We start from the raw sequence: 25,194 nt of genomic DNA on the forward strand, positions 1-25,194 counted from the left end.
ACCCAAACTCTAAAAAAAATAAGCGGATAATTAATGAACTAAAACAATATGGGACTATTGCCGCTTAAAAAAGCTGTTTTTATAACGAACTATTGTATATAAATAGTTCGTTATAACAATAGTTCGTTAAGATTTCCATGATAATGTATAAACTATTTAAGCTTACTGATAATCAGTTATTTAACCAATTGCTTCGCGCTAACTTTTGTCAATATAATTCATTAAAAATGAGAATATTAAGCAATTATTTAACAAACTATTGTTTAAAGCCAACCATAAATTATTACAAATTAATCCTCAAACACTCTTTACCGCCTATCAGCCGTTCCGATTTATCCGGAAGAATTATTCGATGCAATACATTATCCATATTAATCAACAATATGGCTTCATTCCCATTTGCCCCAACCCAGTAAGCACCTCTTACAGCATGTGAGTTATGCATGCCGGGAATATCTAAAACAGGATTATCCCCGGTAGGGGTTATTTCTTTCATAAACCGTCCTCCATATATCAGATCATGTTGCTCTTTCCTGAAAGACACCAACTTTCTTAAAAACTCCGCTTCTTCCCGGGCTTCGGGAGCCATTATCAGCTCAGGCTTTATCCATCCCAATTGCGCGCCCCAAAGTAATCCCATCACATTTTTGAGCCGGAAGGCCATACTATTCACTTTCTCCGACAATGGATAATATAAAAAGCAGTTCAACATCATTCTATCAGAGTATACCAGCGGATATAAAGGTACTATGTTCACATCCTCGCTCTGAGGCGTATTTACCATCAGCATAATATCGAACAAGTCCATAAAGCACTCTGCATTTTCTTCGGTTATTATTATATTTCCGGGTAACAACCCCTTTCTCACATTCTCCAATAATGTGCGGTAGGATAGATGCCAGAAACTTCCCCCTCCTACGGAATGATTATGGTCTGTATTCCAACAAGGGACTCCGGGAGCTGCCCCGATTTGATCTATATAAATACCATCGCTACCTAACTCATTTTGTATCCGGGTGGTCAGATTAATAACTATATCCTGCCATACTTTACTTGATGGACATGTAACTGAATTAGGTATCATAGAACCGTAAATTTCCGTATATAATGTGCCATCTGCTTTACGGCAGGAATGTTCTTGTCCGTTTTGTCTATGGTAACTTGTGCTTTGAGGATCCCATAACCGCCCGTTTATATACGGAATCACATGTGATCCTATCTTTTGAGCTTCCTGCATTTGATCTCTGAAGTTATCTTTAGCCGGAAAATATTCCGGATAATCCACATCATATTCAATCTGATGCCAGCGATACCAATGACACGCCGTTTGAGAACCAAAAAAGTCTAATCCAGCTTTCAGCCATTTCCGGGTTTCCTCTGTAGTGAAATGAGGACGAAGCCACATATCCGCGTCTAGTACCCACTGCGGCAGTTTTCGCGATTCGAAGGTTTTATTGCCCCATACAGTTTCGAATGTAAAAGGACGGTACCAGTTTACTACAGCAGACTCCCATCCCTTGTTATCGATGCCAATAGAGGTTGTGAAGGGCATAGAAAATGTACCTCCCGATGCTGGAGTCCAGCTTTCAGACGCTATTACTTCCGTGGATACGGATGAAAATACACCTCTGTTTTTTACCTTAAATTCTTTAATGCACGCATCCTTATCGTGGGTAGCATAGTACAATGCTTCTGTATCTTCATTATGAATACAAAGTAATTGCATACTGCCTGTGCAAGAAGGATATTGTGCTGAATATTCAGAAAAGGAGTCAAGCGTATATTCTACTCCCCATCCTGCCGGCATAATTAATTTAGACACGCTTTGCTGTTTCACCAAGATTCGGGGAAAGTCGGATTTTGTGACCACCCATCCCTCAGGTAAATCTGCCTCTAATTTCCATTCCGACAATCCCGACTCACGGGGTAAAGACACAATAACCCGTACAGGATAATGATGATTCTTATTTAAGCGCATTTCCCACAGAAAAGAAACTGAGGCACTTATAGCATTCTCTTCGAATGAAGCCCCTGTATACCTGCAATTCATGGGCTTTATCTCAGGATTGATACCATCAGGCCCTTTTATCGTAAGCTCCCACAGATGACTGAAATCCCCGCCATCTGGCAACCATGTCCGGTTATTATCAGGTGATGACAGTTCTAAAAACCGAAACTCGTCACCATCTGCAAAGGCCAGCCTGAGATACTCGTTTTCCAGTATGATTTTTCCATCCTGTCGGCTAACCAGCTCAGTCTGCGCCATACATATATTTATGGTGCTTACGAATAAGCACCATAATAATACAAAATGAAACTTAAAACATTTACCATTCAAAACACTATTATTCATTACTTTATATCTTATCTTCTCCACAATATCTTAAAATAACTTCTCTGTTTCTTGATTATAAACCTGAATACATTCTTTGATATCGGGCACTGAGTTTTCCCAGTTATTCTCATATTCGATGGTGAAGACCCCTTTGAAGTCTTGAGCTTTGAGAGTCTGTAGCATTTTTTCCACGTTCAGGATTCCCTTTCCCCATATCACATCATGCTGTTCTGCCTCCCCGTCTTTCTTTTCAGCGATGTCTTTAAAATGGAGAGATATGATACGTCCCTTCAATTTATTCAGACATTCCATCTGATCAAGCCCCTCACGCCTCCAATGTCCGACATCGGCACAAGAACCGATCTTATTACTGCGGTTTGCGATCTGAGCCAACAGTAAATCGGGACTCCAGTAATCGGACGGTTGCGGATGGTTATGCACAGATATTTTAATATTATATTTATTGACAAGGCTTTCTATCAGATCCCAATCCTTGACGGCAGGTTCACAGGAAATGAATTCCATTTCCATATCCTTTGCCAGTACGAACATCTTCTCCCAGTCGTCAGTATTGTCGGTCATATATACACCTGTGGATATGATTTTTATACCCTTGTCCTTTGCGTATTGCTTCAATTCTGTTCTCTCTTCTGTGTTCAGGTCGATACCGAATACCTTATCACCCCATTTTCCTCCCAGTTTATGCCCCGGATATACTTCTATATAGCCCAGCCCTAATTCTTTTGTTTTATCCAGAGCTTCCACAAAGGTGAACTTATGGAAAGAGAACGACTGCATGGATAATCGCCATCCGTTTTGTCCGGCTTTTGTTATTCCTTGGTTTATCGTTTGATTTCCTTCGCTTTGGCCTGTTTTTTGTTTACCCGTACAAGAGAACTGCATAACCACAACAGATATTATAAATAGATAAATAATTCTTTTCATTGTCCTGATATTATATGATTTATATTTTTTGAAATGTATCCTTCCCCTATATTTCATTTATCGTATTTGTTATACGTATAGGGGAAGGAAAAGTAATAACGGCTATAATCTTATCTTGGCATCTCAGGTAAAGTAAATCCGTTTTCGTAAGTATGTTTGATCCATTCATTAGCCATATCAATAGCTGAAAAGTCAGCGAAACGCCTGTCGAACTTCGGATCACCATCTATTACATCGAAATTATCCACGGTCACAATCTTTATCTTGTCATTAGCCGAAATATTGGTGAATTTCATATTCTCACCGTCCCATTTCAGTTCACGGTGTAAGCCGTATAATCCCGACAGGCGGGTAGCCAGTACACCCATTACCACCATTTCGTTGAAAGGCCCCGAAAACTCGAAATTCGAAGATGCTTCTTTCCTGTTGTCAGGCGATTCCTTACATGCCCTGATCCAGTCCTGCTCGTGTGCGTCACTGCTCCATATATTGCCGTTTCCTCCTTTAACTCGTGGTATGGTTGCTTTCGGCTGACTGAAATGAGCCATCTCCGATTTAGGTAGCAGTGTCGGGTTCAATCCGTAACAGCCTGTCATTATCTTGCCTTTAGTTCCGATGAAGATTATTCCGCCATTTTCGTCACCCATCATTTCGCCGTCTGTCAGTTCTTCCGGGCGTGGTGGCATCAGCCCTCCGTCGTACCAGTGCACCTTTACTTCGGGCATAGCTACCTTAGGCATATTGTCCCGCGCGGGGAATGTATAGGTTACAGTTTGCGCATGCGGAGGTGAATACAGGTTACTCAAAGTAGAGCTACCAATGACACTTGTCGGATATTTGAGGTTTAATGCCCAGTAAACCGGATCCATGATATGACAGGCCATGTCTCCCAGTGCACCTGTTCCGAAGTCCCACCAGCCTCGCCAGTTCCATGGAGTATATACCGGATTGTAAGCGCGTTTCTTCGCAGGGCCTATAAATAGATCCCAATCCAAAGTCTTCGGTACTTTGACTATTCCTTTTGGCTCCTGCAACCCCTGTGGCCAGATAGGCCGGTCTGTCCAGCAATACACTTCATATACATCGCCGATAACTCCCGATTGTATCCATTCGGCCACACGGCGGCAATCATCAAAAGAATTCCCCTGATTACCCATCTGGGTAGCAACCTTGTATTTCTTTGCTAGCTTGGTAAGTAAACGCGATTCATATACCGAGTGGGTCAATGGCTTTTGTGTATAACAATGCTTGCCAAGAGTGATGGCGTGAGCGGTTACCCCAGCGTGAGTATGATCGGGAGTGGCTACCATAACGGCATCGATAGAGCTGCCCATCTGGTCGAACATCACACGCCAGTCTTTGAATCGTTTGGCATCGGGATAATCTTTGAATGTTTTATCCGCATATTGCCAGTCTACATCGCAAAGAGCCACGATGTTCTCTGTTTTCATATTCGCCAGATTGCGACGACCCATACCGCCTACTCCAATTCCTGCGATATTGAGTTTATCACTGGGAGAGGTGTAACCGAAAGATTTACCAAGAATTGTATTTGGTACAATCGTTAAGCCAGCTGCTGTAAGGGCGCCGGCCTTCAAAAATTTACGTCTGCTGATGTCTTTCATCGTGTTATATTATTTAGTATGTTTTTAGTAATGCGAATCAGGGGTTGAAAGCAGCTCAACTCCTGCCTGAAAGGCAGAATCTTCATAACCGTATGCAAGCGCAGCGTAGCTTACGGAGCAAGGCAATTACACTCCCCCTGCCCGAAGCGGCAGGACACACAGTATGTCCTGTCTTTCAGACAGCTGGTATTGCTCATCCTTTTTCCGCAGGTCGATGACCCGCGGTTATGAAGATTTGGCTTTTCAAGCCTTTTCTCAAATCCTGATTGGCATATATTATGCGAATCAAGGGTTAATTGTGCTATTTTTTGTCCCTTTAGGGACTGAATGTTGGTAGAAAGAAGCTTTAACCGGTTAATTGCGTGCCGTCAGGTACGCAATATCTACAGAACAATTCACATTTTGTACCTGACGGCACAAAAAAATGAATTTCATTCATGTTTCTACCAATATGATGTGCCTAACGGCACATTTAACCCTTGATTAGCATTAGTAACAGTTACTTAGATTATTATCAATTTCCATTGACAAGCTATACTTGCTTGTTTAAATGGCTGGTTGCCTACGAAATATGACAACCAGCCAAATGTTAACTAATTGTTATTCTATATAAGAAGGTTTCTCTTCTTTTTGTCTTTTCGTAATTATATCACAAAGAAGTTTGTATAATTCCTTATCAGCGGGATTCACAGATTGGTATAGTTTTAATATTGTATTCTCCGACTGATAGTATGCCAGTTTCATCGTTTCATAAACTCCGTTTTCTTCAAAAACCTCCAGATAATCATACAACTTCTGTCCGTTTCCACCGAGAACAGATTCATTGAATTCAACTTCCAGATTTATCTTGTGCTTTTTGGCTTCGTCACATGCATCCTGCAAACGGGAATATGGCACTTCGTAGAAGAAATAGTTGGGTTGAAGATATACATCAGTGAACCCATATTGCTCATAATTATCATATCCGGGCGATTTCCACCAAGGTATCCAGATAAAGGTAAATTCTTTCTCCTTCAGGTACTCTCCTATCGATGAAATCATCGTTCCTGTATTGTCTACCTCCTCGGCAATCCAGTAAAATCCCTCCAACTCGATATTTGCATAATTCCCCTGGGCAAATTTTTCTTTTACTTTGTCGATAAACCATTTACAGGCGGTTATCCGGTCTTCATCTTTCGAAAAATCCATCATCTTACCGTCCAGTTCCCCCCATTGTGTTGCACCTTTCATCGGTTCGGGAATTCCCATTATTACTTTCCTTTTTTTATCCGGCTGCCCGGCTTTCGCAACAACATCAGTGATACATTTATTCAATCCCGATATTGATACTTCATCCTTGAAGTATTTATTGATCAGTTCTTCCCAATGGATTTTCAGTGCGGGATCAGGAGCATGCCCCGTTGTGAAAGCATGCCCGTTGTTATCATGCAGTTCAAGGAACAGGAATCCGTCAAACATCCAGTCGTTAACAGAATTATTTTCATACGTTACATACGGATAGAAAGCGTCTTTTGTCCACGACTGTGTACGATCCGAACCTCCGCCATAAATCAGTACCAAATCACGGATTGAGGTTTTTAATGCATTATCTCCTGGTTCTTCCGGATCGGTGGGAATTACATCTTCCTTTTCGTTTCCGTCATAGTCGGGATACATATATTCCCTGTTGCACGAAAAACAAGATATTGATATACATATAATTGTGATTAAAAATGCTATTTTTTTCATACGTATAAGTCATTATTCTTTTTTATTCAATATTACAGATTTATTATTCAAGCAGGTATTCCATCTTGTATTTCCTGACTCCGGCATTTGCCGCAGTCTGAGAAGATGTGGCTGTTGTAGCTACATATATGTATGCATTCAGTCCATCTGCATTCACCTGGATATCGCCTGAAGACAAGTCTGTTGTGATTCCGAGAGGACTGGACTCATATACCTTCAGATTCACATAATCAGGATGCGATGAATCTAAAGGAAGCTTAGTCTTATCTGTGATCTCAAAGACCATCAAACGGGCTTCGCTGTCACCTTTCAATCCCTGTGTGAGCATTGCCACAAACGTATCATTATTTACGGTGAATACATCGAAGGCCAATATTTTATACAGATGATTCGTTGGGTTTAACTGGTAAGTTGTTCCCGATGCATCATGTACCTCAAAGCGGCTGCCTTTTCCATCGTTTTCTGTACCTCCTTCATTGTACCAGCAGAAATACATGTCGGAATTAGCATCAACCGACGCTCTTTTTACAGATGCAATATTCCAGCTGCCTCCGGTCTTAGCCGGATCGAATTGTGTAATAACAGGACTAGCCGATACTGCAACGCCATTATTCAGTTCCCAAGTATAATAGTTGCTATTCGGCATGGTTGTATATACATAGGCTTTTCCCGTTTTAGTGTCGCCTGTGATACTTGTTTTATTTATACCAAATTGGTCTATTATAGCCGAATCCCACGAAACAAAAGTGAACAGGTTATCGGGACTGCTGTTAATGTCATCATAACGATAGAAATAATACCCTTTGCCAAATTCGTTCTTAGTTGTTGTAGACAGGTGGTTATTATCATCGGCAGCGATATGAGATGAGAATGTAGTTGCTTGTTCTATTTGTTTTACCGGCTGTCCGTTTTCTGTATCAAATACATGTACTTTACCCAGACTCCAGTCTTCGAATTCTGCAACAAAGAAATGGTCTTTGGTCAGGGCAAGGCTTTGTATATTGGTACGTGTCAATCCCAGATTCTCTATGTTGCGGAACCATACATGTGTAAACTTGGTTTTGCTGAACTCAGTCGGGCGTACTACTATATAATGAGTCCTGACCGTACCAACTCCATCTGTTACTTTGATTTCCAACGGTTCTGTAAAATCGATAAGTTCTTCTCCTACTTCAGGCTCTATGGTACAGGTCGGCTGCAGCTTCACTCTCGCCCGCAGTTTGGAAAGATCAAGCGGATCTTTTGGTGTATTGGGTATATCTATGTAGATAATCTCCCCATCCGGATAAGGTGGTACCTGGTTTGACTGGTATTCGACAGTCTGCCCCTCTTTTTGGACAGCAAATTCGAGAAGTCCCATCGTATAGTTCATACCTGTCTTACGGACGGTTAACTGATAATTTTTTACATTGCCATTAGCTGCTTTTACATTAATATCCATAGGTTGTGTCAGGTCTTTTATTCCGACCAAGCCCGGATTAATAGTTGCGCCGACAGGGATAGAGGCTATGATCTCCATCTGTGAAATATCGGTTTCGATCAGTTCCTCACTTCCCGATTCATATATCGGCACATCAAATGTTATAGAACCATCTGAGATTATCCCCGGATATTGCTTGTCTGTTCCCGCAAATTTTATATTAATGGATTTAATTTCACAATCGGAGTTTAAATCTTTTTCATCCGGATCGTGGCAGGCAAATAACAGGAATAAACAGAATATGCCAGCTATTATATATTCAAGTTGTTTCATTTTCAGTAATATTAAATTAATTATTGCCATGCCGGATCTTGTTTGCAATCCAGATTATTTCTCATTTCGAATTCAGGAATAGGTACAGTATAGTATCTCTCAGGGAAAAAGCGGTCAGCCTTGTCGCAGTCAACAATAGAATAGCTATATACACCGTCGTCTTTATTTATTTCCACGCCGTGCATACGTGTTCCATTCAATACTTTTTCTGCTTTTTTCCATCTTCTCAGATCCCAGTAGCGATGGCCTTCGAAAGCGAATTCACAGGCCTTTTCCTTCTGAAGATCTTCATAATAATCTTCCCAAGCATTTTTTTGCGGCAAATCAGGTAAGTTTACACTCTGACGGCTTCTTATCATGTTCAGATAATTGTATGCCGTTCCATAATCGTCTTTTCCCCGGGCATACGCTTCAGATAGAATAAGTAATATTTCGGAATAACGCATTTCTATCCAATACTGGTCTCCTTTTTCGGATACGAAATCCTTCACTTTATCTTCGAGGTATTTCCGAATAAAATAACCAGTTACAGTCCTGTTCCGTTGGTTTCCATCAAAATATTCGATATATCCGTCGGCGCCTCCTACAAAACTTTCAATAAAGCGTCCTTTCCACGGAGCCCCGTTATATAATACTGTGGCATAGAAACGCGGATCGCGGTTATCGTATGGATTAACATTATGCAAAGGGTTTTCCCAATCAAATTTTTCCCATGCATCTCCTGTTTTGATATCGAACAGGGAAACAAGTTCTTCTGTAGGAGAAGCATAGCCTCCATAACGCTCTATATCGCCTGTAGGACAAAAATATTTATCGAAATCGTTTGTCAGATCAGGTCTTTTATAATAAGTAGCCAATATTATCTCTTTGTTGTGAGGCTTACTAAATAGATCATCAAACTTATCTTCCAATCCATACAGTTGTTTTTCTTTTGCTAAGGCTTCAACCTTTTTAGCTGCATTGATAGCGTTGTCCCATCGTTCGGCATATAAGGCCGACCTGGCCACAAGTCCGTAAACAGCTCCTCGAGTTATCCGTCCTGTATTGCTATCATCCCATGTTTCAGGCAAATCATTCGCTATGTTATTCAATTCGGTTATAACCCAATCCCATGATTCTTCAAGGGTAGACCTCTTTTTATTCTTCTCGGCTGGCCCGTCTAAGGTTTCATTGCTAACCCTCAATACCACGCCTCCATGACGGATAATTAATTTATGGTATAGAAATGCCCGTAAGAAACGTATCTCTGCCAGTCGTATTTTCAGTTGATCGGGGTTTATGTTTTCTCCATATTTTCCGGCATCAACAATGAATTCATTCAGTTTTTTTATATTGATGTATGTGGCAGACCACGGGCTTACAGACTCGGCTGATGCAGGGGTCAGGTAGCTGGGAGATAAACATATACGATTGTGTTCGGTATCCATATATGTTTGCGAATACTTGAGTATATCCGAATAGCCGTCACTGAGATTTACACCGCCTATTTCTGAATACTGGTAAAGTGCCCCATACAAACCATATACATACATGTCGAGGTTGTTGATATTCGCCCAGACCGTACTGCCTGAATATTTGTCGTGAGGGTCTATATCCAGTGTATCGTTACAAGATGGCATACACAGCAGGAGAAAGGCGATATATATTAATATTGTTTTTTTCATCTTTCGTGTATTTTAAAAGGTTAAATTCAAACCAAAGCTAAAAGTCCTTTGCTGAGGATAATATCCGTTATTCACACTCGGGCTTTCAGGATCCAGATATTTAAATTTAGAAAAAGTAAGCAGATTGGTTCCTGCGATATAAACTCTCATATTCTGTATTCTTGCTTTACTTAATATTGATTGCGGTATAGTATAGCCTATCGACATGTTTTTGAGACGCAGGTAAGCTCCATCTTCTATCCACCACGAAGAGTCGAGGGAATTGCCTCCACTTGGGATCAGGGACAGCCTCGGATATCGTGCATTTGTATGTTCAGGAGTCCAGGAATCTTCCACCAGATAACGGGGGCTGTTATACCCGTTCCCGTAGAAGGCTGTTGTGAAAATCGTGTTGTCCGGTATTCCATGATCGTACATTCCACTAAGCATTATATCGTTCAGTGCTGCACCCTGCCACATCATCGACAGGTCGAAATTCTTGTACCTGAAATCGAAATTAAAAGCATACATCATTTCAGGCATATCAGGACGCGTGCCTACAGCCATATCGTCCTGCCGCGTAAGCTTACCATCGCCGTTCATGTCCCTGAACATAATATCGCCGAGTCTTTTATACCCACCGCCCGGAGGTGCAGGACTATTCCTTAATTGCTCTTCTGTCTGGAAAAGCCCGGTTGCCATATAAGTCAACCGTTGTCCTACAGATTTACCTATCATGCTTTGCCAAGGGTGGATACTTTCGGTTTCTACCATAGACAGTATCCGGTTCTTGGAATAACTAAGATTTCCGGATATGGTATATTCAAAATCACGTATCCGGTTCCTGTGCGAAAGTTGGAGTTCAAATCCTTTTACATCTACCGATCCACTGTTCTCTATACTTGGGTAATTACCTCCCAATGAAGACGGGTAAACACCGCTTATGTTTTGTAAAATATCATAGGTATATTTGTAAAAGCCGTCTAATTCCACATTCAGCAATCCGTTCCACATGGTTAATTCAAATCCCAGATTATACATTCTTGTTTTTTCCCATGTGAGGTCTGTACTCGGATACGACGTTGAAGACATTAAAGCATAATAAGTAGAAAGTTTATTCCCCAACGCAATAACAGGCTGTGATGAGAGGTTGAAGTATTGCTTGTACAAGAATGGATTTACATTATCCTGTCCAAGAAGTCCGGCCGATGCTCTTAATTTCAGTTTATTTACATTACTGAATTTGTCTTTAAAGAAGTTTTCTTCAGACACTACCCATCCTAAAGAAGCTGACGGGAAGAAACCCCAGCGGGAATGCTTCGGAAATTTGTATGAAGCATCCTGCCTGAAAGCCAGTTCAACCAAATATTTTGTAGCATATGAATAATTAATTCGCCCGACGTAGCCCGCCCGTACAGATTCATCTGATCCTCCTGAGTTTGGCACAGGCGGATATTCCTGGCCAAAAGATAATTCGGGCAGATCGGTGAGAAGATAACCCCATCGCGACGCAAACATTGTATTGCTATTCCCTTTTTGCCACTCGAACAGAAATAATCCACCCACATGGTGTTTCCCGAAATCTTTATTATACTCGACAGATGGCCTTATCACCATATATTCGAAATTATCGGAATTCTGATACATACTTCCATTCGCCAGAAAACCATCGGATATAGTTTTCGAATATTCTGCGCTCTCCGGCAGATATGTGTATACAGTATAAGGGGTGGCGAAGTTCTTTGCATCGGAGTACTTCTTATCATAGCTACCAAACATAGAAAGTTTAAGGCCATCGACAAAAGCCGGGGTATAAGATATCTGTGCAGAGGTTTCTATCATTGTATTTGTTCCTTTTTGGAATCCGCTAAGTTCGGCTGCGGCAAAAGGATTCAGTGTCATATAGGATGATCCTGTCGGCAAGCCTTTATATTCGAAAGGCAGGAAAGGATACATATACAATGCCTGCGAAATAGGATTAAAAAGAGACTGTTTCCCATAAGATATCGATCCCGGAGTATATGATTTTTCCATTCTCCCTGCAAGATTCAAGGAAATAGTCCAGTATTTGTTTGGATTCATATCCAGATTGGTGCGGGCATTGTAGCGTTCGAATTTCATGTCTTTTACGATACCATCCTGCTGCATCATGCCTATACTGGCAAAATAGCGTACATTCTCAGAACCACCGTTGAGCGATATATTATGTTGTGTGGTAGGAGCTACTTTATCGAGAAACTTTTTCTGCCAGTTTGTATTCTCCAGACCATCAGACGGATCACCGTTTGTCATCATCGCTATTTGCTCATCGGAAAACCATTTACGGTTCCCATCGAGTTCATTTGCTCTGTTGTGCCAGTATGCGTATTCTGTTCCTGTAAGGAATTCCGGTAATTGTGTATTCTGGGAAATTGTAACAGACCCGTTGTATGTGATCAAAGGTTTACTGTCTTTTTTTCCTCTTTTGGTAGTAACCAGAACCACGCCATGTGCACCTTTCACCCCATATACAGCAGCAGAAGCGGCATCTTTAAGCACAGATACAGATTCGATATCGTTAGGATCGATATGTCCGAACGCCCTTTCCACCCCGTCTACCAGAAAGAGCGGGCTTGAATTATTATATGTACCGTACCCGCGGACAAGCATTGTCGCATCATCAAGTCCCGGCTGTCCGCTGCCTTGCTGAAAGACTACTCCCGGAAGTTTCCCGGTCAGCAACTGGCTAACATTCGTCATGGGCACTTTTAGTATATCTTTGGACGAAACTTGTGCCACCGATCCGGTCACATGTATTTTTCGCTGTGTACTATAACCTACGACAACTACTTCTCCCAAAAGCTCAGGGTCTTCGTGTATTGTTATACTTAATTCAGTTCTTCCTCCTATAGGATATTCCAATGTCTTATATCCTACATAAGTGATGATAAGAACCGCGCTGCCAGATACACCATCGAGGGTAAACTCTCCGTTTATATCCGTTAAAGCTCCTATTGTTTCGGCATTTTTCACCCGGATAGTCGCTCCGATCACAGGCTCTCCCTGATCGCTTATGACTTTGCCTTTTATTCGTTCTTCTATAACAGAATTACTTTCGGTTAATGTAGATGTTATCTTTTTTAGTGTTTTTAGGTTCTTCTCTTTATAGACGACTATTTGCTTTTCCAGTATTTTATAAGTAATATCCGTACCATCCAGAATCCTTGAAAGAATAGTTTCTATAGATTCAGAATTCGTATCTACACTGACTTTCTTCTCAATATCTTTTCCAAGATTATCAGATAAGACGAATATAAATTCGCTGTTTCTTTCTATCTCACGGAAGACTTGCCTGATAGATTTTTCTTTCAGATGTAACGATAGCTTTTTCTCTTGAGAGTAGCTATTTCCCGCATAAGCAGTGAAAAAACAAGTAAAGGTTAACAAAACAAATACTTTCATGATTCTTAACATCCATTTAAGATTATTGGGCGGAGAACCTTTCCCAATATGATAATGTTTCATAAATTTGTTTGATTTAATTAAATTATTGACTCAGATAAGTTTAATTTTATCGTTCGGACGGTACCGCAAATACCGTCCATTTTCATTTAAGGTGTTTTTCCATAGGCATTTACTTTTTTTTAAGGTTGCATACTTATATGAATTTTGTGTCCTTCCCTGGTATATCTTGCTGATGATAAAAGAGATATCGTAGTCAATACATTATCGAGATTGTCAGATAAATATATTTTCCCCGAACATTTTCTTTTTCGGATGTCATCAATGTTTTCATAGTCGAATGATAAATTGTAGTAGCGGGCTATCTGCGTTAAGACTTCGTAAACAGACGAATTGTCGAAGACAAGGTAACCGTCTTTCCAGCTTGTATATAAGGAAGTCTCAACTTCTTTTTTTGAGAATGAATTGTTATCCAATACAGCCATATCGTTAGGTATCAGTTTTATTTCACTTTTTCCGGCACTCGTTTTTACCCCTACACTACCCTGCACCAGAACTACCGATTGCAAAGTATTATCATAGGCTGACACATTAAATTCCGTTCCATAAACTTTTACATCAAAATTGGTTGTATGAACATGAAATGGCACATTCTTATCTTTAGTTACATCCGCATATAATTCTCCGGTAAGATAAATATCTCTTGTGGCACCTGTAAATGATGCGGGAAACTCCAGAACAGAACCTGAGTTAAGCCAGATTCTCGTTCCATCGGATAATTTTATTTGAGATCGTTTTCCAAAAGGAACTATTAACTTATTATTCTTACTCCGGTCTGCTTTAATTTCGGTTTTGTTACCTTCCTCGTTTTGCAGCACTGTAATGGTATTATCATCACCTATTTGCACATAAATGTCATTGTTGAAAGTTGTAGTGCCGGAAGATGTTACTAAGCGTATTTCTTCATCATTTAGCTCTATGCCTTCTACCATAGATGCTACTTTTCCATCATCAGTACTTAAAGAGTTTTTCCGGGTGTAATAGAAACTAACACCAACTATTAGAATTATACATGCAACAGCAGCATAGTTTCTGATAGCCATTAATTTTCTTCTTCGCTTAACCTTAGTGTAAGTATCCTGTATCTGTTCGAGAAGCAGGCTTCTATCAGGCTCCTGTAATGATTCTTTATGTATTTCGAATCTCTCGAAATACTGAATTGCTTCTTCAAAAGCGCCGGATACGTCAGGATTAATTTTTAGATATTCATTCCATTCTGATTCTAAAGATTCGTCTTTTGTCAATCTCCACATTACAAAATCCTCATCCTCAATAAAATCGGAATATTTACTATACGCTTTCTTATCTTTCATTCGATTATTAGATTTCAGTTACATTAGCGGATTGTAAGCAATAAGAATAAAGACAGACATCCGCATTGTATAAGAAAGACGTATAAGGCAATTTTTTATACCCCTGTTTTAATAAAAAAATATAGAAAAATATATATTTAACAAAACGCCCAGCCCAACTAATTGTTAATCAACGACTTTTATTTTCAAAAATAATTTTCCCATTTCTAGTTATTTCTGTTAAAAAAGGAATTACCCATCAACAAAGTCATTTTATCATCGTATCATTGTACTTTCGTTACATCTTACATTCACTTTGACAACATAAATGTCATATAATAAAACTTGTATTGTATTCCATGACTCAAAGAAAATCACCATTTATGGATATTGATATTTTATATAGAAATTATATAGATGATCTTTACTCATATGCCATTAGTATGGGATTTGACAGGCAAACGTCTATGGATGCAATACATGATGTATTTTATAAGCTGTGCACAAATGAAAAATACCTGGAGAAAGTCAACGATATGAAGTTTTTCATGTTGCGTTCTTTAAGGAATAGACTGATAGACATTCACAGGGCAAAAAAAGAATACACAGGTTTATCTCCCGAAGAAATTCCGTTCACGATACATATATCGGTAGAAGAACAAATAATACAAAATGAAGAAGATGAAAGAAACCGCATAAAAGTAGAACAGATATTAGATAATCTGACAGACCGCCAGCGGGAAATCATTTATCTGCGCTACATGCAGGAACTGGACTATGAGAAAATCGCGGAAATGATGCAAATATCAGTCTCATCATGCCGTAAGTTAGTATACAAAACTTTGATTAAACTAAGGGAAGCGAACTGTACTTTATTCTTCGTTATAAATAGTCTGAATTATATCAGTCTTAGCAGCTAATATAGAGTTTATATAACACAGAACAAGGCTTTTATGCTTACTTTTGGAGCCTCGGCCAAAAGTAAGGAAAGCAATCTCTGATTGTGCGCAGCATAATAATTAAAGAACATATAGTTTAAACAAACTCAACTACTGCCCCACATTGTAAGTAAAAAATCCGTAGCTTGCGACTACGGATTCAATTTATATTATCATTATTACATTGGGCCACCGGGACCTCTTCCGCCCCAGCCCCTTCCGCTATCCATGTTTATATCTTCCTTCTTGGTTCCCTTGCCGAATATCTGGAATTTGTATGTTAGATGAACCATGAAGTAACTATTGATTGTATTAGAATAGCTTTCCTGTATATATTGCGCGGTTTGCTGATTGCTGATGTTGCTTCTTTCCTGCAATATATCATAGATTTTGAAGCGAACAGAGGTGTTTCCTGTATATCTGTTCTTGAAAATACCCTTTAACATGGAATCCATATCATAAGTCAGTGAAGCATTCCACAACCATTCATTTAGTTTATAACCTGAGGAATATCCTGAGTTTGTCGAGTATTGTACGTCAGATTGAAGAGTGAATCCGTAAGGTAGATAGAAAGAGAAATCGCCCTTGCCTCCATAAGTGAATACTTCCTGATCCGACTCTGTGGAAATCGTATTCTTGATGTTATTATAAGAGAAATTCCCATCAATCTTAAACAATACACGCGTATCTCTCAGTGTTTTTATTTTATCATCCAATGAGCCGGTACGGAACTGTAACCCTATATTTTCGCGAAGGCTATAAATGTCTGCTTTATTCTTGGATGTAATATCGTTGGAATTAACATAAGTATTATCCCGCTGATATCCTCCCATTGTCATGCTGTTGAAAGAGAATTTCTTGTTTTTCAATGGTGTGCTATAAATAAAACGCAGGTTACCATTCATATTACCCTCTACATTCTTGTAGGTAGTTTCTCTGGATTGGCCCTGGTATGTCGTAATATTAACTATCGCATTATTGGTATAGTTAAAATTACCGAAGAGCATCATATTGGAAGTTGTTTCAGTATTGAATTTCTGGTAACGCAACCTTAGCCTGTGTGCAAAGCTTGGCTTCAAATCCGGATTACCATAGGTTACATTAAATCCATTCTGGGAAATAATACCGTCATACAGCTGGGTAGTTGTCGGCTGGGTTGTCCTTCCGCTATAGTCTAACCGGATGTTGTGCCTCTTATCCCACCTGTAGTTGAACTGCCCGTTTGGTGCAAAGCTTAGGAAATTTCTAGGCTTAATATCTTTTTCTTCTTCTCCGGGCTGGACAATACTCGTCTTAGAGCGGGACGGTTCCAGTCCGACACCTAAAGTATAATCAAATTTTTCCCTTACCGATTTGAAGTTTAAGGATATATTTTGGTTGAGGAAGTCATTTTTTACATTACGGGTGTATGCTTCTGCAATCACATTATAGTTGCCGTTTGCATCCTTATCGTACGCCCGTCTGTCTGTTTCGGAGTGATTGTTTCTTATATTATAAGTCAGTTGCAGGAAATTATTTCTGCCCAAAGGCTCAACATACGAAACAAACGCGCGCCAGTTGTAGCTTTTGTCATCCTGCAACGATTTCTGGTCGCGTATAGAGTCTTTCTTTGATGGATCGGCATATTGTGAATGCGAGTAATCATATCCTTCGCTGTCGGAATTACTTAATCCTCCGGAAAAAGTAAAACTCAATGTACGTCCGGCATCGTTCAACTTCCGGCTAATGTCCAGATTCCCACTCAGGGATAGGCTCTTCCCATCTGAAGTATTATGGGAAGATTCCGAATAGTTCTCTGTTGTATTTTCCGCAAAAATTGTCTCACTTTCAGAAACCTGGTCGTTACGGTTTTTATTGTATTGTACATTCGGCCTGAATATAATTTTTGTCTTATCGTCCGGTGTCCATTCGAAGCGGAGATTCGCGCCAAAATTATCACTCCTGTTATTCCCGTAAGAGGTGGTTGTCTCTTGCTGGTCGGTACCAGTATACCGTTTGCTGGAAGTAGTGGAAACATCGTTGTCAACCGAGCCGTAACGGATATTTCCCCCGTATTTCAATTTATCGGAATGTTCGGTAGCGAAGTTAAATCCGCCATTGATCGTTTTGGCAACCCCGTTATTGCCTCCAAATCTCATCCTTCCTCCGCCACGTCCGCCAAACATATTTGACGCAAAATCGGAGAATCCGGCATTATTCGTATTGTTTACACCTCCAAGCGCTGTATATTGGCTGTTGTTGCGCATATAGTTGACCATCCCGTTGGCTTCGTACCGGTTCTTATTCCCTAATCCGGCAAAAGCGTTACCAAACACACCTTCTTTCATTCCCTTTTTTATAGTAAGGTTTATAACGGTTTCGTCATCTCCGTCATCAAAGCCGGTCATCTGCGACATATCCGATTTCCTGTCCAGTACCTGAAGTTTGTCTACCATGCTGGCAGGAAGGTTCTTGGACGCGACTTTAGGGTCGTCGCTGAAAAACTCTTTCCCGTCAACAAGAAATTTCTTTACCTCTTTCCCGTTAATCGTAATTTTTCCGTTTTCGTCAATCTCGGCTCCGGGCATCCGTTTTATCATATCTTCCACCACATCACTTTGTTGTGCCTTATATGAGTCCGCGTTATATTCCAGCGTATCGCCTTTTACCTGAATCTCTATCGCCTTGGCCTCTACCACGGCTTCGCCAAGCATAATGGCATCCTCTTTGAGATAGACGTCGCCTACTGAAACTGCTTTTTGAGCATTCGCGTTAATAAACAGATCGTGATAACCTATAAATGATATTTGCGCAATGTAACGCCCCGGCTTCACGCCAACGCTGAATTTCCCATTCATATTGGTAACTGTACCGGTAACATAGGTACTGTCTTTTGCATTCAGAATTCTTATACTGGCCATTTCTACAGGCTCTTTTATCTCATCAAATACCGTTCCTGTGATCGCATTGGTTTGCGCTTGTGCACTTAGTCCTAAGAATATGCAAAAGAACAGGAGTAAGGGAATATTCCTTTTCATTATTTCCTATTAATGTAAATTATCTAACTGTCAAGGTCTGACTATCAAAAACCGAAAAGGTTTAATAAAGAATATTTATTTTATTATTTTTTTATAATTAATGCTAATCAAGGATTGAAAAACACAGAATCTTATTGTCCACCTTTAGCCCACTTCGCGGACTTAGAACCCTGACGGCAAAACAGAAGATTGTTTTTTAACCCTTGATTAGCATAATTATCTTTTTCTATATCAAACTATCATCGGACTTTAACACACTCTCATCTTTTAAAATTATAGCTTATAGTTTGTTCCGGCAATAATAATCGACAGAAAGGATCATTCTCCTGATGAAAAACAATCAATACTCTATAGGAAAAAAGTGTACGGGGGAGCTAAATATGCGAATTAGGGGCTGAGGTATTTATTATAAGCCAATTTTCTGCTTTATTGTCAGTACTGTTCAGTCCCTTCGGGACAAAGTACATCCATGCACAGATATATACAAATTATTCCGGTAAGCCAGTGAGTTAGTAATCTGTGAACGAACGAATTCTTTGTAAAAGATAAAAACAAGCGAAGATATTCTTTCTGAAAAAGCGTTATCTTTGTGACGGAATTACTACGTATTTTAAATAAAAGGGGGAATCTGTTTCACTATATGGCAAAAAAAACTGTTCGGAAGAAAAAAACTCAAAATAAAGGCACGTCTTTTATCGAATTTATAAAGAAAGAGCGTACCAGATTTCTATTAGGTGTCTGCCTCGCTTTCATTGGGGCATACATCCTGCTTGGCGAAATATCATTCTTTTTTACCGGTGCCGTGGATCAAAGCAAGGTGGCAAATAAATATTTTCTTGATCTCGTCACTCAAAAACAGGCGATCAGCAACTGGACGGGAGTTGTAGGCGCATTTATTGCCGAACGGTTTATCAATGGCTGGTTTGGCGTATTCTCGCTTCTGATACCGGTTTATCTTATACTGATGGGGCTGAAGCTGATGCGCGTAATTAATATTTCAGCAATCAGGTCGTTTCTCCTTATCGCTTACGCTATTATCTGGGGGTCTATTACCTGCGCTTTTATATCACGGCTGGTAGCCGATGGCAGCAATATATTCTGGGGTGGCGCGCACGGGACGGAAGTTGAAAGGCTCTTAGAGTCGGCGTTAGGCATACCTGGGGTCATTATGGCTATTCTCCTTTTACTGATTATATTCCTTATCATCACGAAAAAAACGTCAATGGAATTTTACAGGGGATTGTTTAAAAATCCATTGAAGAATAATAATCCGTCATCTGACGATGTGAATGATTATTATGAGGAAGAGCTTCCGGTAGAAGAAAAGAAAAACTGGTTTAGCTTTTTTAAGAAAAAAAAGAAAGAAGATGAGGTTAAATCCGAACCGGAGGTGACTGTTACCGATGAAGGATATATCGTTCCGGCTTCGGCTCCGGTCGAAAAAAATAACAAGGCAAAGACGCCTGCTTCTGTAAAAGTAGACAATGACTTCGAAATAGTTGTTCCTGAAGATGAAGAATCTGTACAGCCTGTGAGGAATACGCCTGTAACACCTGTTGCCGCAACACCTGAGCCTGTCGTTGCAGGCGATATATCTGATATTTTGCCCGAAGGGGAGGAGATGGAAGATTACGATCCGACCAAAGATTTATCTAATTTCCATTTCCCGTCTACCGAGTTGCTGAAAATATATGATACTACGGGTAAAGGTGTAGATATGGTGGAGCAGAATGCCAATAAGAGCAAGATTATCACAACTTTGCAGAATTACGGCATTGAGATTACCTCTATTAAGGCAACAGTGGGCCCAACGATTACATTATACGAAATAGTGCCGAAGGCGGGTGTGCGTATTTCCAAAATCAGGAATCTGGAGGATGATATAGCCCTGAGCCTGTCGGCTCTCGGTATCCGTATTATCGCACCTATGCCCGGCAAGGGTACTATCGGGATAGAAGTTCCGAACAAAGACCCGCAGATAGTATCCATGCAGTCGGTAATAGCCTCGCGCAGGTTTCAGGAGTGTGCATACGACCTGCCTGTGGCTCTGGGTAAAACGATTACCAATGAAATTTTCATGTTCGACCTTTGCAAGATGCCTCACTTACTGGTAGCGGGTGCGACAGGGCAAGGTAAATCGGTGGGACTGAACGCGATAATAACGTCACTGCTGTATAAAAAGCATCCGGCCGAAATGAAGATGGTGCTGGTAGACCCGAAAATGGTGGAATTCAATATCTATTCGCGGATAGAGAAGCATTATCTGGCAAAGCTGCCTGACGCGGAAAAGGCGATTATCACGGACGTATCGAAAGTGACGCAAACACTGAACTCGCTGACAAAAGAGATGGACGACCGTTACGAACTGCTGATGAACGCCGGTGTGCGCAACATAAAAGAGTATAATGAAAAATTCAGGAAACGCCGTCTGAATCCATTGAAGGGGCATCGCTTCCTTCCATATCTGGTAATTATTATCGATGAGTTTGGAGACCTGATTATGACTGCCGGAAAAGAAATAGAGATGCCGATTGCCCGTATCGCGCAGAAAGCCCGTGCCGTAGGCATGCACATGGTAATAGCTACACAGCGTCCCACAACAAATATTATTACAGGTACCATTAAGGCAAACTTCCCGGCTCGTATGGCTTTCCGTGTGACGTCACAGATAGACTCCCGCACAATCCTCGATATGTCGGGGGCCAACCAGCTGATTGGCCGCGGCGACTTGCTGTTTTCGCAGGGCAGCGACCTGGTGCGTATCCAGTGCGCGTTTGTGGATACACCGGAGGTGGAAGGCATCGCACAATATATAGGGAACCAGCAAGGTTATTCGCACGCCTTCGAACTGCCTGAGTTTGTCGGCGAAGGGGGAGACGACAAAGTGGGAAGTATCGACCTCAACGACAGGGATCCTCTGTTCGACGAAGCCGCTCGCCTTATCGTTGTGCACCAGCAGGGCTCCACATCGTTGATACAGCGCAAATTCTCGATAGGCTACAACCGTGCAGGACGATTGATGGATCAACTGGAAGTGGCAGGCATTGTAGGCCCAACACAGGGCAGCAAAGCCCGTGATGTGCTTATTACAGATGAGTATAGCCTTGAGCAGAAATTGAATTCATTCTTATAAAATGCCATTTGAACTTTTTGTATGTGATTAAGGTTTAATATTTAATTAAACTTTTTATCAGAATAAATGTCTAAGTAGATAATAAAAAGTACTTAATACGGAACGTTCAATATAATAAATAGGTCTGTGACCTTGTTTTAAACATACAAAGCAAAATATGAAAACAAGACTATTATCACTTATCGCGCTATCTGTTTTTACTCTAAGCATTTCGGCACAGGATGCACGTTCTATACTCGATAAAGCCGCTGACGCATATAATAAGGCCGGAGGGGTTACCGTAAGCTTTACTTTAGATTCGAAAGACACTAAAGCAAAGACTGTTTATAGTTACGATGGAAAAGCTCTTATGAAAGGCGATAAATTTAAGATTGAAATACCCGATGCTGTTACATGGTTCGATGGGACTACACAATGGGTATATGTAAAAGATACAGAAGAAGTGAACATCAGTAATCCTACAGGCGAAGAACTTCAGGGAATCAGTCCTTCCATGCTTTTCGGCATTTACAAGAAAGGTTATAACCTGACGTATAAAGGAGAAAAAAGGCTGGCCGGGAAAACGATTCAGGAAGTGGAATTGACGCCTCAGAAGAAGAACGCCGATATTTCGAAGATTCAGGTGCAGATAGACAAGGCAAACAATATCTTTTCCAAAATCACCCTTACTGATAAGGTTGGTGTGCAAAACATATTGTCTATCAAGAGTTATCAGGCGGGGACGAGTATTCCTGATGCGACCTTCTCGTTCAATAAAAAAGATTATCCCAGAGCAGAGGTAGTAGACCTCAGATAAGATAGATTATGTTTATCATTGCATAGAAAATAAGAACCGGATTGGTTTTGTAGATATAAATAATCTCTATATCTTTACATAAAATATAAACAGAAACATATAAAATAAAAACATGAACGAAAAAGTACGCTGTCTTATTATCGGCTCAGGCCCGGCAGGCTACACTGCTGCCATCTATGCATCGAGGGCAAACCTTTCTCCGGTACTATATGAAGGAATACAACCCGGAGGACAATTGACTACAACGACTGAAGTTGAAAATTTCCCGGGATACCCCGAAGGCATTACGGGAACGGAATTGATGGAAGACCTGAAAAAGCAGGCTACCCACTTCGGTGCCGACATCCGTTTTGGCGTTGCTACTGCCGTAGATTTCACGTCTTATCCGCGAAAGGTAACTATAGACGGAGAAAAAGTAATAGAATCGGACACAGTGATAATCGCTACCGGAGCCAGTGCAAAATATCTGGGCTTGCCGGACGAAGCCAAATATGCGGGTATGGGAGTTTCGGCTTGTGCTACATGCGATGGATTCTTCTATCGTAAAAAAACTGTTGCTGTAGTAGGCGGGGGAGACACTGCCTGTGAAGAAGCTATATACTTAGCCGGATTGGCTGAGAAGGTATATCTTATCGTACGTAAACCATATCTTCGCGCTTCTAAGGTGATGCAGGACAGGGCTATGCAGAACCCCAAAATCGAAGTCCTGTTTGAATGTAATGCAGTAGGCCTGTTTGGCGATAACGGTGTAGAAGGCGCACATATTGTAAGAAATATGGGCGAACCGAACGAAGAAAAATTCGATATCAATATTGACGGCTTTTTCCTTGCCATAGGCCATAGCCCGAATACAGATATATTTAAGGATCAACTGAATCTTGACTCGGTAGGATATATTCTTACTACACCGGGCACTCCCAAGACATGTGTAGAAGGGGTATTCGCTGCGGGTGATGTTGCCGACCCTGTTTATCGTCAGGCTATTACGGCTGCCGGTAGCGGTTGCCAGGCTGCTATAGAAGCAGAGAGGTATTTGAGCGAGAGAGGATTGTAAATCAGTTAACAGTTAGCAGTTAACAGTTAGCAGTCAACAGTTAATATGACAATAAAAAAATCCCAACTGGTTTCAATCAGTTGGGATTTTTTTTATAATCTGCAAATTTTTATCTTCTCATCTTCGGCATTTTGCCGCCCTTCATCTGGGTCATCATTTTCATCATCTTGCGGGTCTGGTCAAACTGCTTGATTAGCTTGTTTACTTCCTGAATAGATGTGCCACTACCTTTAGCGATGCGCTGACGGCGGCTTCCGTTCAGAATCTCAGGGTTTGAGCGTTCTTTCGGAGTCATCGAATAGATAATAGCCTCGATACTCTTGAATGCGTCATCGTCTATATCCAAATCCTTAATGGCCTTACCTACGCCCGGAATCATCGAAGCAAGCTCTTTCAGGTTACCCATTTTCTTGATTTGCTGTATCTGGCCTATAAAGTCGTTGAAGTCGAACTGGTTCTTTGCTATCTTCTTTTGCAGGCGGCGGGCTTCTTCCTCATCGTATTGTTCCTGTGCCCTTTCCACGAGTGAAACGATGTCACCCATGCCGAGGATACGGTCGGCCATACGCTCGGGGTGGAATACATCCAGTGCATCCATCTTTTCGCCTGTCCCTACAAATTTGATCGGCTTGTCTACCACCGAACGGATAGAAAGCGCGGCACCACCACGGGTATCCCCATCCAGTTTGGTAAGTACAACCCCGTTGAAATTCAGCCTGTCGTTGAATTCCTTAGCGGTATTCACGGCATCCTGCCCTGTCATGGAGTCTACCACAAAGAGGATTTCATCCGGTTTTACAGCGTCTTTGATTGCTGCAATCTCTTTCATCATCTCTTCATCGATAGCCAGACGTCCGGCGGTATCTATGATGACAAGGTCGTTACCGTTTTGTTTTGCCTGCTTGATACCATTCTGGGCTATCTGTACAGGGTTTTTATTTCCTTCTTCGAAGTAAACAGGGACGCTGATTTGTTCTCCCAGTATCTTTAATTGCTCAATGGCGGCAGGGCGGTAAACGTCACCGGCAACGAGCAGCGGATTCTTTCCTTTCTTCGATTTGAGCATATTAGCCAGCTTACCGGAGAAAGTAGTCTTACCCGACCCCTGAAGTCCCGACATAAGTATTACGGCCGGGCTGCCTTTCAGGTTTATATCTGTTGCTGTGCCTCCCATCAGGGCGGCAAGCTCGTCATGCACAATCTTTACCATCAACTGCTCAGGCTTAACGGCTGTGAGCACATTCTGCCCCATGGCTTTTTCCTTGACAGTTTCGGTAAATTGTTTTGCTGTTTTGTAGTTTACGTCGGCATCCAGCAAGGCGCGGCGTACATCTTTCAGCGTTTCGGCTACATTTATTTCGGTGATTTTTCCTTCACCTTTCAGGATCTTAAACGAACGTTCTAATCTACTACTTAGACTTTCAAACATATTGT

The 25,194-nt window shown here is 41.0% G+C and carries 14 protein-coding genes; 4 read left to right on the forward strand and 10 right to left on the reverse strand.

What is annotated here, in order from left to right; all coding sequences use genetic code 11:
- Positions 1-283: 283 nt before the first annotated feature.
- The 8 genes from D0T84_RS14150 to D0T84_RS14185 form a co-directional block, all read right to left on the reverse strand.
- Complete coding sequence (locus D0T84_RS14150) at positions 284-2,266, reverse strand: DUF6259 domain-containing protein (protein ID WP_163308513.1); 1,983 nt, start codon at positions 2,264-2,266, stop codon at positions 284-286.
- A 117-nt stretch (positions 2,267-2,383) separates the two neighbouring features.
- Positions 2,384-3,280 (reverse strand): sugar phosphate isomerase/epimerase, encoded by an 897-nt coding sequence (locus tag D0T84_RS14155; RefSeq protein WP_163308514.1) that lies wholly within the window; start codon positions 3,278-3,280, stop codon positions 2,384-2,386.
- A gap of 110 nt (positions 3,281-3,390) precedes the next feature.
- Positions 3,391-4,905, reverse strand: coding sequence for a Gfo/Idh/MocA family protein (locus D0T84_RS14160; RefSeq protein ID WP_163308515.1), 1,515 nt, complete (start codon positions 4,903-4,905; stop codon positions 3,391-3,393).
- Positions 4,906-5,505: 600 nt separating this feature from the next.
- Positions 5,506-6,633 (reverse strand): DUF4855 domain-containing protein, encoded by a 1,128-nt coding sequence (locus tag D0T84_RS14165; RefSeq protein ID WP_163308516.1) that lies wholly within the window; start codon positions 6,631-6,633, stop codon positions 5,506-5,508.
- A gap of 43 nt (positions 6,634-6,676) precedes the next feature.
- Complete coding sequence (locus D0T84_RS14170; RefSeq protein ID WP_163308517.1) at positions 6,677-8,386, reverse strand: DUF5018 domain-containing protein; 1,710 nt, start codon at positions 8,384-8,386, stop codon at positions 6,677-6,679.
- 20 nt (positions 8,387-8,406) lie between these two features.
- Positions 8,407-10,050 (reverse strand): RagB/SusD family nutrient uptake outer membrane protein, encoded by a 1,644-nt coding sequence (locus D0T84_RS14175; RefSeq protein WP_163308518.1) that lies wholly within the window; start codon positions 10,048-10,050, stop codon positions 8,407-8,409.
- A 12-nt stretch (positions 10,051-10,062) separates the two neighbouring features.
- The gene (locus tag D0T84_RS14180; protein ID WP_163308519.1) at positions 10,063-13,533 is read right to left on the reverse strand and encodes a TonB-dependent receptor; all 3,471 of its coding nucleotides are present in this window, start codon (positions 13,531-13,533) and stop codon (positions 10,063-10,065) included.
- A gap of 119 nt (positions 13,534-13,652) precedes the next feature.
- Positions 13,653-14,843, reverse strand: coding sequence for a FecR family protein (locus D0T84_RS14185; protein WP_163308520.1), 1,191 nt, complete (start codon positions 14,841-14,843; stop codon positions 13,653-13,655).
- A gap of 338 nt (positions 14,844-15,181) precedes the next feature.
- Here D0T84_RS14185 and D0T84_RS14190 point away from each other — a divergent pair, with 338 nt between their 5' ends.
- Complete coding sequence (locus D0T84_RS14190; RefSeq protein ID WP_163308521.1) at positions 15,182-15,742, forward strand: RNA polymerase sigma factor; 561 nt, start codon at positions 15,182-15,184, stop codon at positions 15,740-15,742.
- A gap of 197 nt (positions 15,743-15,939) precedes the next feature.
- On the opposite strand, the gene D0T84_RS14195 is transcribed toward D0T84_RS14190, so the two are convergent.
- Positions 15,940-18,777, reverse strand: a complete 2,838-nt coding sequence (locus D0T84_RS14195; RefSeq protein ID WP_163308522.1) for a TonB-dependent receptor — start codon at positions 18,775-18,777, stop codon at positions 15,940-15,942.
- A gap of 640 nt (positions 18,778-19,417) precedes the next feature.
- Between D0T84_RS14195 and D0T84_RS14200 the strand changes: the two genes are divergently transcribed.
- The 3 genes from D0T84_RS14200 (at position 19,418) to trxB (ending at position 23,760) form a co-directional block, all read left to right on the forward strand.
- Complete coding sequence (locus D0T84_RS14200) at positions 19,418-21,910, forward strand: DNA translocase FtsK (protein ID WP_163308523.1); 2,493 nt, start codon at positions 19,418-19,420, stop codon at positions 21,908-21,910.
- A 157-nt stretch (positions 21,911-22,067) separates the two neighbouring features.
- On the forward strand, positions 22,068-22,706 hold the full coding sequence (locus tag D0T84_RS14205; protein WP_163308524.1) for a LolA-like putative outer membrane lipoprotein chaperone: 639 nt from the start codon (positions 22,068-22,070) through the stop codon (positions 22,704-22,706).
- A gap of 112 nt (positions 22,707-22,818) precedes the next feature.
- On the forward strand, positions 22,819-23,760 hold the full coding sequence (gene trxB / locus D0T84_RS14210) for a thioredoxin-disulfide reductase (RefSeq protein ID WP_163308525.1): 942 nt from the start codon (positions 22,819-22,821) through the stop codon (positions 23,758-23,760).
- A gap of 109 nt (positions 23,761-23,869) precedes the next feature.
- Here the strand turns inward: trxB and ffh are convergent, their stop codons facing one another.
- Complete coding sequence (gene ffh / locus D0T84_RS14215; RefSeq protein WP_163308526.1) at positions 23,870-25,189, reverse strand: signal recognition particle protein; 1,320 nt, start codon at positions 25,187-25,189, stop codon at positions 23,870-23,872.
- Positions 25,190-25,194 lie beyond the last annotated feature (5 nt).

Source organism: Dysgonomonas sp. 521, assembly GCF_010501055.1.
In the GTDB taxonomy this organism is placed as follows: Bacteria; Bacteroidota; Bacteroidia; order Bacteroidales; family Dysgonomonadaceae; genus Dysgonomonas.

Excerpts from the sequence above, each read along its gene's own strand:
- D0T84_RS14150 (WP_163308513.1), bottom strand. The coding sequence starts at position 2,266 with ATGGCGCAGACTGAGCTGGTTAGCCGACAGGATGGAAAAATCATACTG.
- D0T84_RS14155 (WP_163308514.1), bottom strand. The coding sequence starts at position 3,280 with ATGAAAAGAATTATTTATCTATTTATAATATCTGTTGTGGTTATGCAG.
- D0T84_RS14160 (WP_163308515.1), bottom strand. The coding sequence starts at position 4,905 with ATGAAAGACATCAGCAGACGTAAATTTTTGAAGGCCGGCGCCCTTACA.
- D0T84_RS14165 (WP_163308516.1), bottom strand. The coding sequence starts at position 6,633 with ATGAAAAAAATAGCATTTTTAATCACAATTATATGTATATCAATATCT.
- D0T84_RS14170 (WP_163308517.1), bottom strand. The coding sequence starts at position 8,386 with ATGAAACAACTTGAATATATAATAGCTGGCATATTCTGTTTATTCCTG.
- D0T84_RS14175 (WP_163308518.1), bottom strand. The coding sequence starts at position 10,050 with ATGAAAAAAACAATATTAATATATATCGCCTTTCTCCTGCTGTGTATG.
- D0T84_RS14180 (WP_163308519.1), bottom strand. The coding sequence starts at position 13,533 with ATGAAACATTATCATATTGGGAAAGGTTCTCCGCCCAATAATCTTAAA.
- D0T84_RS14185 (WP_163308520.1), bottom strand. The coding sequence starts at position 14,843 with ATGAAAGATAAGAAAGCGTATAGTAAATATTCCGATTTTATTGAGGAT.
- D0T84_RS14190 (WP_163308521.1), top strand. The coding sequence starts at position 15,182 with ATGACTCAAAGAAAATCACCATTTATGGATATTGATATTTTATATAGA.
- D0T84_RS14195 (WP_163308522.1), bottom strand. The coding sequence starts at position 18,777 with ATGAAAAGGAATATTCCCTTACTCCTGTTCTTTTGCATATTCTTAGGA.
- D0T84_RS14200 (WP_163308523.1), top strand. The coding sequence starts at position 19,418 with ATGGCAAAAAAAACTGTTCGGAAGAAAAAAACTCAAAATAAAGGCACG.
- D0T84_RS14205 (WP_163308524.1), top strand. The coding sequence starts at position 22,068 with ATGAAAACAAGACTATTATCACTTATCGCGCTATCTGTTTTTACTCTA.
- trxB (WP_163308525.1), top strand. The coding sequence starts at position 22,819 with ATGAACGAAAAAGTACGCTGTCTTATTATCGGCTCAGGCCCGGCAGGC.
- ffh (WP_163308526.1), bottom strand. The coding sequence starts at position 25,189 with ATGTTTGAAAGTCTAAGTAGTAGATTAGAACGTTCGTTTAAGATCCTG.